The organism is Kitasatospora sp. NEAU-CNBT7, assembly GCF_057220535.1.
The window spans coordinates 76,899-90,116 of sequence record NZ_JBXQQB010000011.1; the positions used below are offsets into that span (position 1 = coordinate 76,899).

The window sequence follows — 13,218 nt, forward strand, 5'->3', positions numbered from 1 at the left end:
TCCGTCACAGGGACTCCAGGTCGGTGATCAGCCACCGGCCGCCGTCGAGGCGGGCGGTGACCCGCAGCTGGGCGGCGGTCACGGTGGGTGGGCCGCCGGCCCGGGTGGCCTGCTGGTCGAGCAGCACCAGCAGTTCGGCCCGGTCGCCGCTCAGCCGGATCACTCCGGCGCTCACCACCCGTGAGGTGAGCGTGAGTTGCTGGTCGTCGACCCAGCCCCGGAGCCGGTCGAGCAGACCGCGGTACTGGTCGCCGGCCGGGCCGGTGAGCCATCCGGCGGCCGCCGCGCGGGTGGCGTCGGTGTCGGCCGCCGAGTAGGAGAGGATCCGGGCGAGCGCGTCCCCGACCTCCCGGGTGACCCGGTCGGTGGCGGCCCGGTCGGTCAGCGCCCGGTTGCCGATGTCGGCGCCCGACCGCTGGTACCGCGCGCCGGCCAGCAGGCCCGCGCCGAGCAGTGCGAGCAGCACGGCCGCCGCCGTCAGTGCCCGCAGCCGGGCCCGGCCGCCCATTCAGGCCGCCCCGGTCGGCACGGTGGTCAGCGCGGTGACCTTCCAGCCGTCGGCGGTGCGGCCGAGTTCGGCCTGCAGCCGGCGGCGGTCGGTGGTCACCGCGCCCGCGCCCTGGTCCAGGTCGACCCGGACCAGGGCGATCAGCCGGGCGGTGCCGGCCCGGGTGTCGAGCGCGGTGACGGCGGCCTCGGCGACGCTGCCGCGGGCGGTCACCCCCGGGTCCCGGGCCGGGCCGGCGGCGAGCTGCTCGTGCAGCGCTCCCCCGCTGACCGCCAGCCAGCTCCGCCGGGTGGCTTCGGCCTGTCCGGCGTCCGCGCTGGTCAGCCGGTCGAGCGCGGCCCGGCCGGCCGCCAGTACGGCGTCGCGGGTACGGGCGCGGTCGATCGCCGGGTCGGTGCTCGCCCGGACGTACTGCAGGGCGCCGAACAGGCAGCAGGCGACGGCGAGCAGCAGCGCGGCCCGCCGTACCGGCCCGACCGGCCCGACCACCCGGACCGGCCGGTCCGGCGGCCCGGTCCGCTCCGCGCTCACCGCTCGGCCCCGGTGCGGTGCGGCGCGGTGGTGGCGGGCGGGACGGCGGCGGGGACGCCGCCCTGCGGGGCGTTGGCGGAGCCGCGGACCGCGCTGCCGGAGGAGGGCGGTGCGGCGCAGTGCGCGGCGGTGTTGAGGGCGGGGGCGGGTGAGGTGTCCAGGCCGTTGCGGTAGACGGTGGCGTCGTAGCCGGTGGTGCAGGGCAGCGGGGAGAAGAAGGTGACGGCCATGCCGAGGTGGGCGCCGTCCGCGGTGACGGCGGTGGAGCCGGCGGCGGCCACCGCCGGGAGCCGGACCAGGAGTTCCTCGATGCCGTGCTCGCGGGTGACGCCGAGTTCGGCGGTGGTGAGCAGGTTGGCGAGCAGCACGCTCAGGTGCGGGTCGAGGTCCTTCAGCAGGGCGCTGACCTGTCCGGCGGCCTGCGGGCCGGTGGCGATGATGCGCCGCAGGTCGGTGTCGGAGCGGGCGAGTTGGCCGGCCAGCTGCTGGGCGCCGGTGGCGAAGGCCCGGATGGCGTCGGCCTCGTCGTTCTGGGTGCGCAGGACGGTCTGCGAGTCCACCACCAGGCGGGTGGTGGCGGGCAGGGCGCCGTCGGCGGCGTCGATCAGCCGGCCGCTGCCGTCGAGCAGGGCCTGCAGGTTGCCGGCCTGTCCGTCGAAGGCCCGGCCGAACTCGTCGACGACGGTGCGCAGGGACGCCAGCGGGACCGAGCCGACCAGGGCGTCGACGTGGCCGAGCATGTCGGTGACGGGTGCCGGGGTGGTGGTGGCGGAGCGGGCGATGGCGGAGCCGTCCCGCAGGTAGGGCGGCTGGTCGGTGCCGGGCCGCAGGTCGAGGTACTGCTCGCCGACGGCGGAGAGGTTGGCGACCACGGCCTGGAGCCGGTCCGGGATGGGCGGGGCGGACCGGTCGATCCGCAGTTCGGCGCGGACGCCGTCCGGGGTGAGCCGGATCGGGCCGACCCGGCCGACCGCGACGCCCCGGTAGGTGACCTCGGCGTGTTCGAACAGGCCTCCCGTCTCGGCGAGTTCGACGTCCACGCGGTAGTAGCCGCGCAGTCCGACGTAGCGTCCGAGGTCGGCGTGCTGGACCGCGATGTAGCCGAGCACGAGTACGGCGATGACGAGGAACGCGAGGTTCTTCAGCCGGGTGGCGAGGGTGAGCATCAGTGTCCCCCCTGCTGGTGGGCGGCGGTTCCCCGGCGGGCGGTGGCGGACGGCAGCGGGAGCGGGAGGGCGCCCTCGGTGCCGGGGTCGGTCCCCGGGTCGGTCCCCGGGTCCGTGCCGGGGTCCGTGCCGGGGTCGGGTGGGGGGTCCTTGGGCGGGGGCGCGGCGGTGTCGTCCGGGTCGAGTTCGGGGGTGATCCGGGTGCCGGGGGCGGCGGCCAGGTCGAGGTACACGTTGAGGTAGTCGCCCTTGACGCCGCGCAGCACCTCGTCGGTGAACGGGTAGGTGAGCAGGACCTGCAGCGAGTCGGGCAGGTCGGTCCCGGCGTCGGCGAGGCGTTGCAGGGTGGGGGCCAGGGCGCCGAGGTCGGCGACCAGGTCGGCGTGGCTGCGGTGGACGGTGTCGACGGCGACGGCGGAGAGCGTGTCGAGGGAGCGCAGCAGGGTGACCAGGTCGCCGCGCTGCTGTTCCAGGACGGCGAGGCCGGGGCTGAGGCCGGTCAGGACGGTGCCGATCTGCCGGTCGCGGGTGGCGAGGGTGGCGGAGAGCCGGTCGACGGAGTCGAGGGCGTCGGTGATGGACTGCCGGTGGGCGTCGAGGTCGGTGGTGAGGGTGTCGAGGCGGGCGAGGACGGAGCGCAGCTGGGCCTCGTTGCCGGTGAGGGCCTTGCCGAGTTCGGTGGTGATGGTGTGCAGCTGGTCGAGGCCGCCGCCGTTGAGCAGCATCGACAGGGCGCCGAGGACCTCTTCGACCTCGGGGTTGCGGTCGGTGCGGGCGATCGGGATGACGGCGCCGGCGGTGAGTGTCCCGGCGCTGCCTTGGTCGCCGCCGGTGGGTGCGGTCAGCTGCACGTACTTCTCGCCGAGCAGGCCGGACTGGCCGAGCTGGGCGTAGCTGCCGGCCGGGAGGCGGACGTCGCCGTTGAGTTCCAGGGTGACCTGGGCGGTCCAGTCGTCGGGGGCGAGCGAGATGTCGGTGACCCGGCCGACGGCGACGCCGTTGACCTTGACGGCGGCCTGCGGGACCAGGCTGAGGACGTCGGCGAACCGGGCCTGCACCCGGTAGGGGTGGCTGCCGAGGTCGGCGCCGCCGGGCAGCGGCAGGTCCTGGAGGGCGGCGGAGCCGGCCGAGCAGCCGGTGAGCAGCAGGAGCGCCGCGGCGGCGGCGAGGGCGGGTCGCGGGGTCATCGGGCCGCTCCGGGCAGGGGCAGCGGCAGGGTGCCGCCGGTGAGTTCGGTGAGGTCGGCGCGGCCGTCGATGGTGCCGTGGGCGGTGTCGTAGGCGCCGAGCAGGTTCCCGGCGGCCAGCGGTGCGGTGTCGAGGAGTTCGGCGAGCGAGGCGCGCTGGTCGACCAGGGCCTGGGTGATCGGGACGAGTTGGCCGACGGAGGCGGCGAGCCGGGCGCGGTTGTCCTGGATGAAGGTCTGCACCTGGCCGAGGGCGGTGGCGAGTTCGGCGAGGGCCCGGCCGAGGTCGTCCTTGTCCTCGGCGAGGAAGCCGGTGACGGTGGCGAGGCGGTCGGTGGCGGAGCGGACCTGGGTGTCGTTGTCCTTGAGCATGGTGGTGAAGGACTGCAGCTGGGTGAGGGTGGTGAACAGGTCGTCGCTGTGGCCGGAGAGGGTCTTGGCGGCGCGGCCGAGCTGGTCGATGCTGTCGCCGATGGCCTGTCCGTTGCCGGCCAGGTTGGCGGCGCCGGTGTCGAGCAGCCGGGAGAGGGCGCCGGTGGCGTTGGCGCCGTCGGGTCCGAGGGCGGTGCTGAGGTCGCTGATGCTCTGGTACAGCTGGTCGATCTCGACCGGTTCGGCGGTGCGGTCGGCGGGGATGGTGTCGTGGTCGGCGAGGTGCGGGCCGCCGGTCCAGGCGGGGGTGAGCTGGACGTAGCGGTCGGCGACCACGCTGGGGGCGACGATGACGGCGCCGGCGCCGGCCGGGGCCTGGACGCCGTGGTCGAGGGTGAGGTCCACGCGGACCTGCCGGCCCTGCGGGTGGACGCCGTCGACGGTACCGACCTTGACGCCGAGGATGCGCAGGTCGGAGCCGGGGTGGATGCCGACGGCGTGGTCGAACCAGGCGGTCAGGTGGGTGCCGTCGGGTTCGGTGACGGCGGGTGCGGCGACCAGGGCGGCCGCGAGCGCGGCGGCGACGGCGGCGGATACGAGGACGGGTTTCCTCATCGCTGGGCTCCCTGCGCGCGGGTGGCCGCGGGCCGGTCGCCCTGCGGGCGCTCGGGTTGGCAGCCGGTCGTGGGGGACGTGCCGTCGGGCAGGTACGAGCGGGGCACCACGCCGCACAGGTAGGCGTCGAACCAGCGGCCGCTGCCGAGGGTGTTGCCCATCAGCCGGTAGTAGGGGCCGACCAGGGCGAGGGTCTCCTCCAGGCTCTGCTGGTTGGCGCGCAGGACGCCGGTGACCCGGTCGAGGGCGTCCAGGGTGGGGCGCAGCTGCCGTTCGTTGTCCCGGACCAGGCCGGTGAGCTGGGTGGCGAGGTCGGCGGTGCCGGTGAGCAGCTGGTGGACGGCGTCGCGGCGGCGCTGGATCTCGCCGAGGAGCTGGTCGCCGTCGGCGAGCAGGGTGGCGATGCGGGTGTTCTGGTCGCCGAGGGTGCGGGTGAGCTCGCGGCTGCCGGCCAGCAGTTGGGCAAGCTGGGCGTCCCGGTCGGCGACGGTGCGGGAGAGCGCGGACAGGCCGTCGGCGGCGGCGCGGACGGAGGCGGGGGTGTCCTTGAAGGTGTCGGAGATGGCCTGGAAGCTCTGGGCGAGCCGGTCGGTGTCGAGGGCGCCGAGGGTGTGGCCGAGTCCGTCGAGGGCCTGGGTGACGTCGTACGGGGAGGTGGTGCGGCTGCTGGGGATGGTGCGGTGCGGGTCCTGGCGGGCGGCGCCGAGCGGGTCGAGGGCGAGGTACTTCTCGCCGAGCAGGGTGCGGATGCCGATGGCGGCGGTGGTGGCGTCGCCGATCCAGGCGTGTTCGACCCGGAAGGCGACCCTGACCCGGCCGCCGTCCAGGGTGACGCCGGTGACCTTGCCGACCTTGGCGCCGGCCACCCGGACCTCGTTGCCGGGGCGCAGGCCGGCGGCTTCGGTGAACTCGGCGGTGTAGCCGGTGCCGCGGCCGATCAGCGGGAGGGAGTCGGCCCGGTAGGCGAGGGCGGTGCAGAGCAGGAGCAGCAGGACGCCGACGGCGCCGACGGTGACGGGGTTGCGGTCGCGCAGTGGCCGCAGCAGTGGGCGGCGCAGGTCGCGGGCGGTCCTCATCCGTGGCACCTCGCTTCGGTGACGGGGATGCCGGTGGGCGGGGCGCTGCCGTCGGTGGTGGTGACGCCGGTGACGGTGGCCTCGCAGAGGTAGAGGTTGAACCAGGAGCCGTAGGAGGCGAGCCGGCCGAGGGTGCGGAGCTTCTCGGGGCTGAGCCGCAGGAAGCTCTCGAGCTGGGGGGTGTGGTCGGCGAGTCCGGTGGAGAGCCGGCCGAGTTGGCCGATGGTGTCCTTGAGCGGTTCGCGGCCGTCCTGGAGCAGGCCGGCGGTGCTGGTGGTGAGGGCGGCGAGGGCGTCGACGGCCTGGCCGATCGGCTGCCGGTCCCGGTCGAAGCCGGAGACCAGTTGCTGGAGGGTGGTGACCAGTTCGGTGAAGCCCTGTTCGTGGGTGTTGACGGTGGCGACGACGGTGTTGAGGTTGTCGATCACCTCGCCGATCACCTGGTCCTTGCCGGCCAGGGTGCCGGTGAGGGAGCCGATGGAGCGCAGCAGGCTGTCGACGGTGCCGCCCTGGCCCTGGAGGACCTGGACGATCTCGTCGGCGAGCCGGTTGACCTCGTTCGGGGACAGGCCCTGGAAGAGCGGCTGGAAGCCGGCGAACAGCCGGGTGAGGTCGAGGGCGGGCCGGGTGCGTTCCAGGGGGATGACGGCGCCGGGGGCGAGGTGTTCGCCGAGCGGGCCGGTGCCCTGTTCGAGGTCGAGGTAGCGTCGGCCGACCAGGTTGAGGTACTTGACGGAGGCGGTGACGGAGGCGGGCAGGGTGCGGTCGCGGCGGACGGAGAACCGTACCTGGGCGAGGCGGCGGTCGGCGACGGTGACGCTGTCGACCTGGCCGACCCGTACCCCGGCGATCCGGACGCTGTCGCCGGGCGCGAGGCCGGTGGCGTCGGTGAAGCGGGCCTGGTAGCCGGTGGTGGCGCCGACGCCGGTGTCGGCGATGCCGAAGGCGAGGGCGGTGGTGGCGAGGGCCGTGACGAGGATGAACACCAGCGATTTGACGATCGGTCCGGTCAGCGGGCGGCGGGTCATCGCAGGGTCACCTCCGTCCCGCGCAGCAGGGGTCCGGCGAGCAGGCCGCTCCACTGCGGCAGGGGGGCGGCCGTGCTCTGCCCGGGGGCCAGGAGTTCGTTGACGAGCTCGTTCTCCTGGGGTGAGTTGGGCAGGCCGAGGCCGGGGGCGGCGGGCATCGGGAAGCCGTCGGCGGGGCTGCTCGCGGCGGGTGCGGTGCCGTGTCCGGTGTACGGCGTGCCGTAGCAGGCCGGGCCGCCGCCGGCCCGGTAGACGGGGGTGTCGCGGCCGGGTTGGTAGGCGCCGCGGGAGGGCACGGTGGTGACGGTGACGTGCAGGCCGGGCCGGTCGGTGCCCTTGCCGAGGGCCTGGTCCATGACGGGGACGAAGTCGGCGAGGGTGCGCAGGGTGCAGGGGAAGGACGGGGCGTACTTCGCCAGCAGGTCGAGGGTGGGGCGGCTGTCCGCGGACAGCCGGATCAGGGTGCTGCTGTTGCGTTGCAGGAAGTCGGTGAGGTCCTGGGCGCCGGTGGTGCCGGCGGCGTACAGGGCGCGCAGGCCGGCCTGCTGCTGGGCGAGGGTGGCGCTGGTGGTGGTGAGGTCGGTGAGCGCCTGGAGGATGTCGGGGGCGGCGTCGGTGTAGGTCCGGCCGACGGTCACCAGCTGCGCGATGTCCTCGTTGAGGGCGGGCAGTTGGGGGTTGAGCTGGGCGAGGTAGGCGTCGAGGCGGGTGAGGGTCTGCCCGAGCTGGTCGCCGCGGCCACGCAGGGCGGTGGCGACGGCGTCGAGGGTGGTGGCGAGTTTCTCCGGCTGGACGGCGGTGAGCAGCGGCAACAGGTGGTCGAGGACCTGGTCGAGTTCGACGGCGTCGGCGGAGCGGTCCTGTCCGATGGTGGCGCCGGCCTTCAGCGGTGCGCTCGCGGCGGCGGACGCGGGGGGTACGAGGGCGACGTAGCGTTCGCCGAACAGGGTGGTGGGCAGCAGCCGGGCGCTGACGTCGCCGGGGATCTGCCCGAGCCGGTCGGGGTCGAGGGCGAGGGTGAGCCGGGCGCGTTCGCCGTCGGCGCCGACCGCGCGGACCCGGCCGACCACCACGCCGCGGAGTTTGACGTCGGCGCCCACGTGCAGTTCGTTCCCGGCGGTGCCGGTCTCGAGGGCGACGGTCGCCTCGCGGACGAACGCCTTGTCGTAGACGGCGACGCAGACGCCGGCCAGCAGGGCGGGGACCAGCAGGAACACCACGCCCGCGGTGCGGCGGCGGGCCCGGCGGGGGCGGCGGGCGGCGTTCATCCGGCGACCCGGACGGTGGTGGTGGTACCCCAGATGGCGAGCGAGAGGAAGAAGTCGGTGACGCTGATGATGACGATCGCGTTGCGCACCGAACGGCCGACGGCGATGCCGACCCCGGCCGGGCCGCCCTTGGCGTGGTAGCCGTAGTAGCAGTGCGCGAGGATCACGATGACGCTGAAGACCAGCACCTTGAGTCCGGAGAGCAGGACGTCGGCGGGGGCGAGGAAGAGCCCGAAGTAGTGGTCGTAGGTGCCGGGCGACTGGCCGTTGACCAGCACGGTGACGGCCCGCGAGGCGGCGTACGAGCTGAGCAGCCCGATGCCGTACAGCGGGACGATCGCGACCACGCCCGCCACGATCCGGGTGGTGACCAGGTAGGGCAGGCTGCGGATGCCCATCCCCTCGAGGGCGTCGACCTCCTCGTTGATCCGCATCGCGCCGAGCTGGGCGGTGAATCCGGCGCCGACGGTGGCGGACAGGGCGAGGCCGGCCACCAGCGGGGCGATCTCACGGGTGTTGAAGTAGGCGGAGATGAAGCCGGTGAAGGCGGTGGTGCCGAGCTGGTTCATCGCGGCGTAGCCCTGCAGGCCGACGACGGTGCCGGTGGCGACCGTCATGCCGATCATGACGCCGACGGTGCCGCCGATCACGCCGAGGCCGCCGCTGCCGAACACCACCTCGGCGAGCAGTCGCCGCACCTCGCGGTGGTAGCGGCGCAGCGCCCGGGGCACGGACAGCAGCGCGGTCAGGTGGAACAGCAGGTGGTCGCCGCTCTCCTCGAGCCAGGCCAGCCGGGAGCGGCTGGGCGGCGCGGGGCTGTCACCGGGTGGGGGTCCGCCGGGCGGGGGTCCGCCGGGCGGGGGGCCGGCGGGCGGGGTGGCACGGCCGAGCAGGGCCACGGCTCAGGCTCCCTTCTGCGGGACGATCCGCAGGTACACCGCGGTGAGCACGACGTTGACCAGGAACAGCAGCAGGAAGGTGATCACCACGGCCTGGTTGACCGCGTCGCCGACGCCCTTGGGGCCGCCGCGCGGGTTGAGACCGCGGTAGGCGGCGACCAGGCCGGCGATGAACCCGAAGACCAGCGCCTTGAACTCGCTGATGTACAGGTCCGGGAGCTGGGCGAGGGCGGAGAAGCTGGACAGGTACGCGCCCGGGGTGCCGTGCTGGAGCAGCACGTTGAAGAAGTAGCCGCCGAGCGTGCCGACCACCGAGACCAGGCCGTTCAGCAGGACGGCGACGGCGGTGGCGGCGAGCACCCGGGGCACCACCAGGCGCTGGACGGGCGAGACGCCCATCACCTCCATCGCGTCCAGTTCCTCGCGGATCTTCCGGGAGCCGAGGTCGGCGCAGATCGCGGAGCCGCCGGCGCCGGCGATCAGCAGCGCCACGATCAGCGGGCTGGCCTGCTGGATGACGGCCAGGACGCTGGCGCCGCCGGTGAAGGACTGGGCGCCCAGCTGCTGGGCGAGCGAGCCGACCTGGAGCGCGATGACCGCGCCGAACGGGATCGACACCAGGGCGGCGGGCAGGATGGTGACGCTCGCCAGGAACCAGAACTGCTCGATCAGTTCGCGGACCTGGAACGGCCGCCGGAAGGTGTCGCGGACGGTGGTGGCGCCCAGCGCGAACAGCCGGCCGGCGTGGGCCAGCGCCCCGGCGACGGGGTTGTTGCCGACCGCGCTCATGCGGCGCCGCCCGGCAGGAGGCCGTGCTGCCGGGTCCGGCGGCGTTCGACGGCCCGCCTGGCGGGCAGCCCCGGCGAGGGCTCCAGCTGGGCCGGTACCGGGCGCGGCCGGTCGGGCTCGGCGCCGGGGCCGTCGGCGCGCTCCAGCGCGAGCGCGGCCTCGTCCTTCTCCTCGGACATGCCGATCGGTCCGGCGCGCCGTCCGCTGAGGAACTGCCGTACCACCGGGATGCGGCTGGCGAGCAGGTCCTCACGCGGTCCGAAGGCGACCAGCTCGCGGCGGAACAGCATGCCGATGTTGTCGGGCACGGTGGCGGCGATGTCCAGGTTGTGGGTGACGATCAGCATGGTGGCGTCGATCTGCGCGTTGAGGTCGATCAGCAGCTGGGAGAGGTAGGAGGTGCGGACCGGGTCGAGGCCGGAGTCGGGTTCGTCGCAGAGCACGATCTGCGGGTCGAGGACGAGGGCGCGGGCGAGTCCGGCGCGTTTGCGCATCCCGCCGGAGATCTCGCCGGGCAGTTTGGCCTCGGAGCCGACCAGGCCGACCATCTCCATCCGCTCCATCACGATGCGGCGGATCTCGCTCTCCTTCTTGCGGGTGTGCTCGCGCAGCGGGAAGGCGATGTTGTCGTAGAGGTTGAGCGAGCCGAACAGCGCGCCGTCCTGGAACATCAGGCCGAACAGCCGCCGGGCCCGGTAGATCTCCCGTTCCGGGCTGTTGACCATGTCGACGCCGTCGACCAGGACCCGGCCCTGCTCGGGTTTGAGCAGGCCGATCACGGACTTCAGGAAGACGGTCTTGCCGGTGCCGGAGGGCCCGAGCATCACGGTCACCTCGCCGGGCGGCAGCGTCAGCGTGACGTCCTGCCAGACGGTCTGCGGTCCGAAGGACTTGGTGAGGCCTTCGACGGTCACTTCGATTCCCATCACACCTCCCGGGGGTCCGGTGCGGTCGGCGGTCAGCAGTTCGGCGGTTCGGCGGTTCGGCGGTTCGGCCGTGCGGTGGCGCGGCGGAGCAGTGGTTCAGCGGCGGTGCGGGAGGTCGGGGAGCTCGATCTCCGGCTCGCAGCCGTTGGGCTGGTCGCTGGTCGGGGTGCAGATCGCGCCCTGGATCAGGTTGAGCGTGTTGCCGCTGCCGGAGACCGCGGCGGTGAAGAGCGCGTCCAGGTCCTCGCCGCCGGCCGAGCAGCCGGTGAACGGGGGGATGTCCAGGTCGCGTTGGGTGAGCGGGCCGCCGCCCTGCAACGTGTAGTCGGGCTTGCCGTCGCCGCCGCCCGGCAGGTAGTCGTCCTGGCGGCCGGTGAGCCGGAGGTCGACGGGCCGGCTGGTGCGGCAGTCGGGGCCGACGTCCAGCGGCGTGCCGTTGATCTTCACGTCGTACAGGCGCAGCGACTGGTAACCGCCGATGGTGAACTCGGCGGGCTGGTCCCAGTCGGAGTTGCCGGTGGCCACGATGGTGAGCGGGCCCTGCGGGACCAGCTCCATCTTCGCGGTGGTCGGCACGAATCCGTAGGTGAGGAACGAGGTGTCGGAGGGCGGCAGTCGGAGGTAGCCGAGCGAGTCGGCCTCGAAGTACGGCTGCTGGCCGGGCGCCGGGTCCCACAGGGTGACGAAGCGGCGGGTCATGTTGAGCGCCGCGAGCGCCGGCCCGTGGCCGGGGTCGTTGACCAGGGCGGCCTGGCCGAGTTTGTGGACGTTGGCGTAGCCGACCGCGAAGGCGCACGCGGGTACGTCCGGGAACGGGTCCATGTCGGGGAACGGGATCACGGTGGCGCCGTCGGGTACCGGCGGTAGCCGGTGGGGGTCGAGTTCCCCGGTGGGCGCGTCCGGGCAGGTGTTGACGCCCGAGTGCCGGGCGGGCTGCACCTTGACGGTGCTCGGCCGCCGCGGCCTGCCCGGCAGCGTGCCGAGCGGTACGGGCGGGGTGCTGAGCCGCCCGGAGGCCGGAGCGGCGGGCGTCGGCGCCGCGTCCGCCGGTGTCCCGGCGGCCGGGGACGGCGCGGGAACCGGCGGCGCGGGAACGGACGGTGTGGGGGTGGACGGCGCGGGGATGGACGGCGCGGGCTCGGACGGTGCGGGCGAGGGGGTGCCCGGGACCTGGACGGTGCCCAGGGGCGCGGCGCCGGCGGCGGGTGTGCAGTCGACGGGGGCTCTCCCGGCCGGGCCGAGGTCGAGGGTCAGCTCCGTCACCGTGAACACCACGGGGCCGGGCGCCGTGACGGTGACCGGGGTCGCCGGTCCGACGGCGGTGAGCACGAGGTCGCCGTCGGCGGGGACCGGGGTGGCGGCCACCAGCAGGTCCGGCCAGGCGGTCTCGGCCGCCGAGTCGCCCTGGGCGACCCGCACGGTCAGGGTCGCGCTACCGCCCGCGGAGGTGGCCCCGGCGGGCAGCAGGGCGGCCAGGCCGTCCCGGGGCACGGTGACCGTCACGGTGGCCGGGCCGGGCCCGAACGGGGTGCCGACCGCGGCCGTCGCGGGGTATCTCTGCGCCACGGCCGCCGTCACCGCCACGGCCGCGCCGCTCGCGGTGGTACAGCTGTGGGCGACCTGCGCGGGCCCGGCCGCCGGGTCGGCCGCCGAGGAGCCGCCGGGCACCAGGCCGGCCAGCAGCACGGCCGCCGCGGCGGCGGCCGCCCGCGCCGAGCGGCGGCGGGTCACGGCGTCCCTCATGGCAGCACTCCTCGGACGGGTCGGCGGGTTCGCGGATGCGCCGGGCACGGAAGGAACGGGGGCGAACTTCGCGGGAGGCAGGACACTACGGCCGGGTAACAAGGCGTCACAAGCAATCGCGCCGGGAATGGTGCAAGGCCGCCGGCCGCCCCCGGATTTCCTGTCATCCGGTGACAATCACGATCTGACGGGTTGTCAGCGGATGAGTGTCCGGCGGACCGGCGTCCGGCCGGGGCGGGTGGGGCCGGGCGTGCGGGCTCCGCCCCGCCGGGTCGATCCGGCGGGGCGGAGCCGGCAGCCGGCGCCTGCGTCAGCTCACGGGGAGGTGATCGCCTGCGGGGCGCTGAGGACGTAGGCGGCGTTGTAGGTGGCCGCGTCGCCGTTGTTCAGCAGGCCCAGGCAGCTGCCCGAGACGTTGTACGCGTGCAGGTCCCCGCCGCTGATGGTGAGGGTGTTGGTGGAGTTGCTGTAGGTGCCCGTGAGGGTGGCGGGCGTGGTGCTGGTCGGACCGGCGAAGTCGGCGGTGCAGCCGGCGCCGCTGATGTGGGCCTTCACGCCGGTGACGGTGCCGGTGGTGACCCCGGTCGCGGAGTTGTAGGTCAGGGCGTTGATGCCCCAGGGCAGGTTCTGCGGGGTGACGGCGAAGGTGATGCCGAGCGGGCCGGTGCAACTGGCCCAGCTCACCGAGGAGATGGTGGAGATCGGCAGGCCGTTGCCGCTGCTGAGCACACCGGCCGCGGAGGAGGAGGAACAGGTCAGCTTGGTGCCGGTCCTGGTGTCGGTGAGCTTGGGCGAGGCGGCCTTGGCCGTCCAGGCGCCGCCGGGGCTGGCCGTCCAGGTGGCCGTGGTGGTGGCGGTGGCGGGGGCGAGCGCCAGGCCGGCCGCGGCGGAGAGCGCGGCTACGGCGACAAGGGCGCCCTTGACTGTGGTGCGCACAGGCTGGTCCTTTCCGAGAGTCGGCGTGCGGGATCATCCGGACTTCCTGTCCGACAACGGGAATTCGGTGACCGCACGGTCCGGGGAAGCGGGGCGGAATGTGGGGGTCGCCCCGCTGAGGTGGGACGTTACGCACCGGTAATGAGGCCGCGCAACGCCCCGGCCCCATTTCCCC

General features: G+C 74.4%; 13 protein-coding genes. All 13 read right to left on the minus strand.

Features of this window, described 5'->3' with window-relative positions:
* Window positions 1–4: 4 nt before the first annotated feature.
* On the minus strand, window positions 5–508 hold the full coding sequence (locus tag AC2TEW_RS16950) for a hypothetical protein (RefSeq protein ID WP_484624178.1): 504 nt from the start codon (window positions 506–508) through the stop codon (window positions 5–7).
* Entirely contained in the window at window positions 509–1,039 is a 531-nt protein-coding gene (locus AC2TEW_RS16955; RefSeq protein ID WP_484624179.1) for a hypothetical protein, read from the minus strand.
* Window positions 1,036–2,205 carry an MlaD family protein gene (locus AC2TEW_RS16960; protein WP_484624180.1) on the minus strand — a complete coding sequence of 390 codons (1,170 nt, stop codon included), beginning with the start codon at window positions 2,203–2,205 and terminating at the stop codon, window positions 1,036–1,038. The genes AC2TEW_RS16955 and AC2TEW_RS16960 overlap by 4 nt, the downstream gene beginning before the upstream one ends.
* Window positions 2,205–3,392 (minus strand): MCE family protein, encoded by a 1,188-nt coding sequence (locus AC2TEW_RS16965; RefSeq protein ID WP_484624181.1) that lies wholly within the window; start codon window positions 3,390–3,392, stop codon window positions 2,205–2,207. Before AC2TEW_RS16965 ends, AC2TEW_RS16960 begins: the two co-directional genes overlap by 1 nt.
* A complete protein-coding gene (locus AC2TEW_RS16970) occupies window positions 3,389–4,378 on the minus strand; it encodes an MCE family protein (RefSeq protein ID WP_484624182.1) in 990 nt (329 codons plus the stop codon). The genes AC2TEW_RS16965 and AC2TEW_RS16970 overlap by 4 nt, the downstream gene beginning before the upstream one ends.
* Complete coding sequence (locus AC2TEW_RS16975; protein ID WP_484624183.1) at window positions 4,375–5,454, minus strand: MCE family protein; 1,080 nt, start codon at window positions 5,452–5,454, stop codon at window positions 4,375–4,377. Before AC2TEW_RS16975 ends, AC2TEW_RS16970 begins: the two co-directional genes overlap by 4 nt.
* A complete protein-coding gene (locus tag AC2TEW_RS16980) occupies window positions 5,451–6,482 on the minus strand; it encodes an MCE family protein (RefSeq protein ID WP_484624184.1) in 1,032 nt (343 codons plus the stop codon). The genes AC2TEW_RS16975 and AC2TEW_RS16980 overlap by 4 nt, the downstream gene beginning before the upstream one ends.
* Window positions 6,479–7,750 carry an MCE family protein gene (locus AC2TEW_RS16985; protein ID WP_484624185.1) on the minus strand — a complete coding sequence of 424 codons (1,272 nt, stop codon included), beginning with the start codon at window positions 7,748–7,750 and terminating at the stop codon, window positions 6,479–6,481. Before AC2TEW_RS16985 ends, AC2TEW_RS16980 begins: the two co-directional genes overlap by 4 nt.
* Complete coding sequence (locus AC2TEW_RS16990; RefSeq protein ID WP_033824009.1) at window positions 7,747–8,541, minus strand: MlaE family ABC transporter permease; 795 nt, start codon at window positions 8,539–8,541, stop codon at window positions 7,747–7,749. Before AC2TEW_RS16990 ends, AC2TEW_RS16985 begins: the two co-directional genes overlap by 4 nt.
* Before the next feature lie 111 nt (window positions 8,542–8,652).
* Entirely contained in the window at window positions 8,653–9,438 is a 786-nt protein-coding gene (locus AC2TEW_RS16995; RefSeq protein ID WP_484624186.1) for an MlaE family ABC transporter permease, read from the minus strand.
* Complete coding sequence (locus AC2TEW_RS17000) at window positions 9,435–10,364, minus strand: ABC transporter ATP-binding protein (protein WP_484624187.1); 930 nt, start codon at window positions 10,362–10,364, stop codon at window positions 9,435–9,437. Before AC2TEW_RS17000 ends, AC2TEW_RS16995 begins: the two co-directional genes overlap by 4 nt.
* 96 nt (window positions 10,365–10,460) lie before the next feature.
* Window positions 10,461–12,107 (minus strand): DUF6801 domain-containing protein, encoded by a 1,647-nt coding sequence (locus AC2TEW_RS17005; RefSeq protein WP_484624188.1) that lies wholly within the window; start codon window positions 12,105–12,107, stop codon window positions 10,461–10,463.
* A gap of 315 nt (window positions 12,108–12,422) precedes the next feature.
* The gene (locus tag AC2TEW_RS17010) at window positions 12,423–13,043 is read right to left on the minus strand and encodes a hypothetical protein (RefSeq protein WP_484624189.1); all 621 of its coding nucleotides are present in this window, start codon (window positions 13,041–13,043) and stop codon (window positions 12,423–12,425) included.
* Window positions 13,044–13,218: the final 175 nt, after the last annotated feature.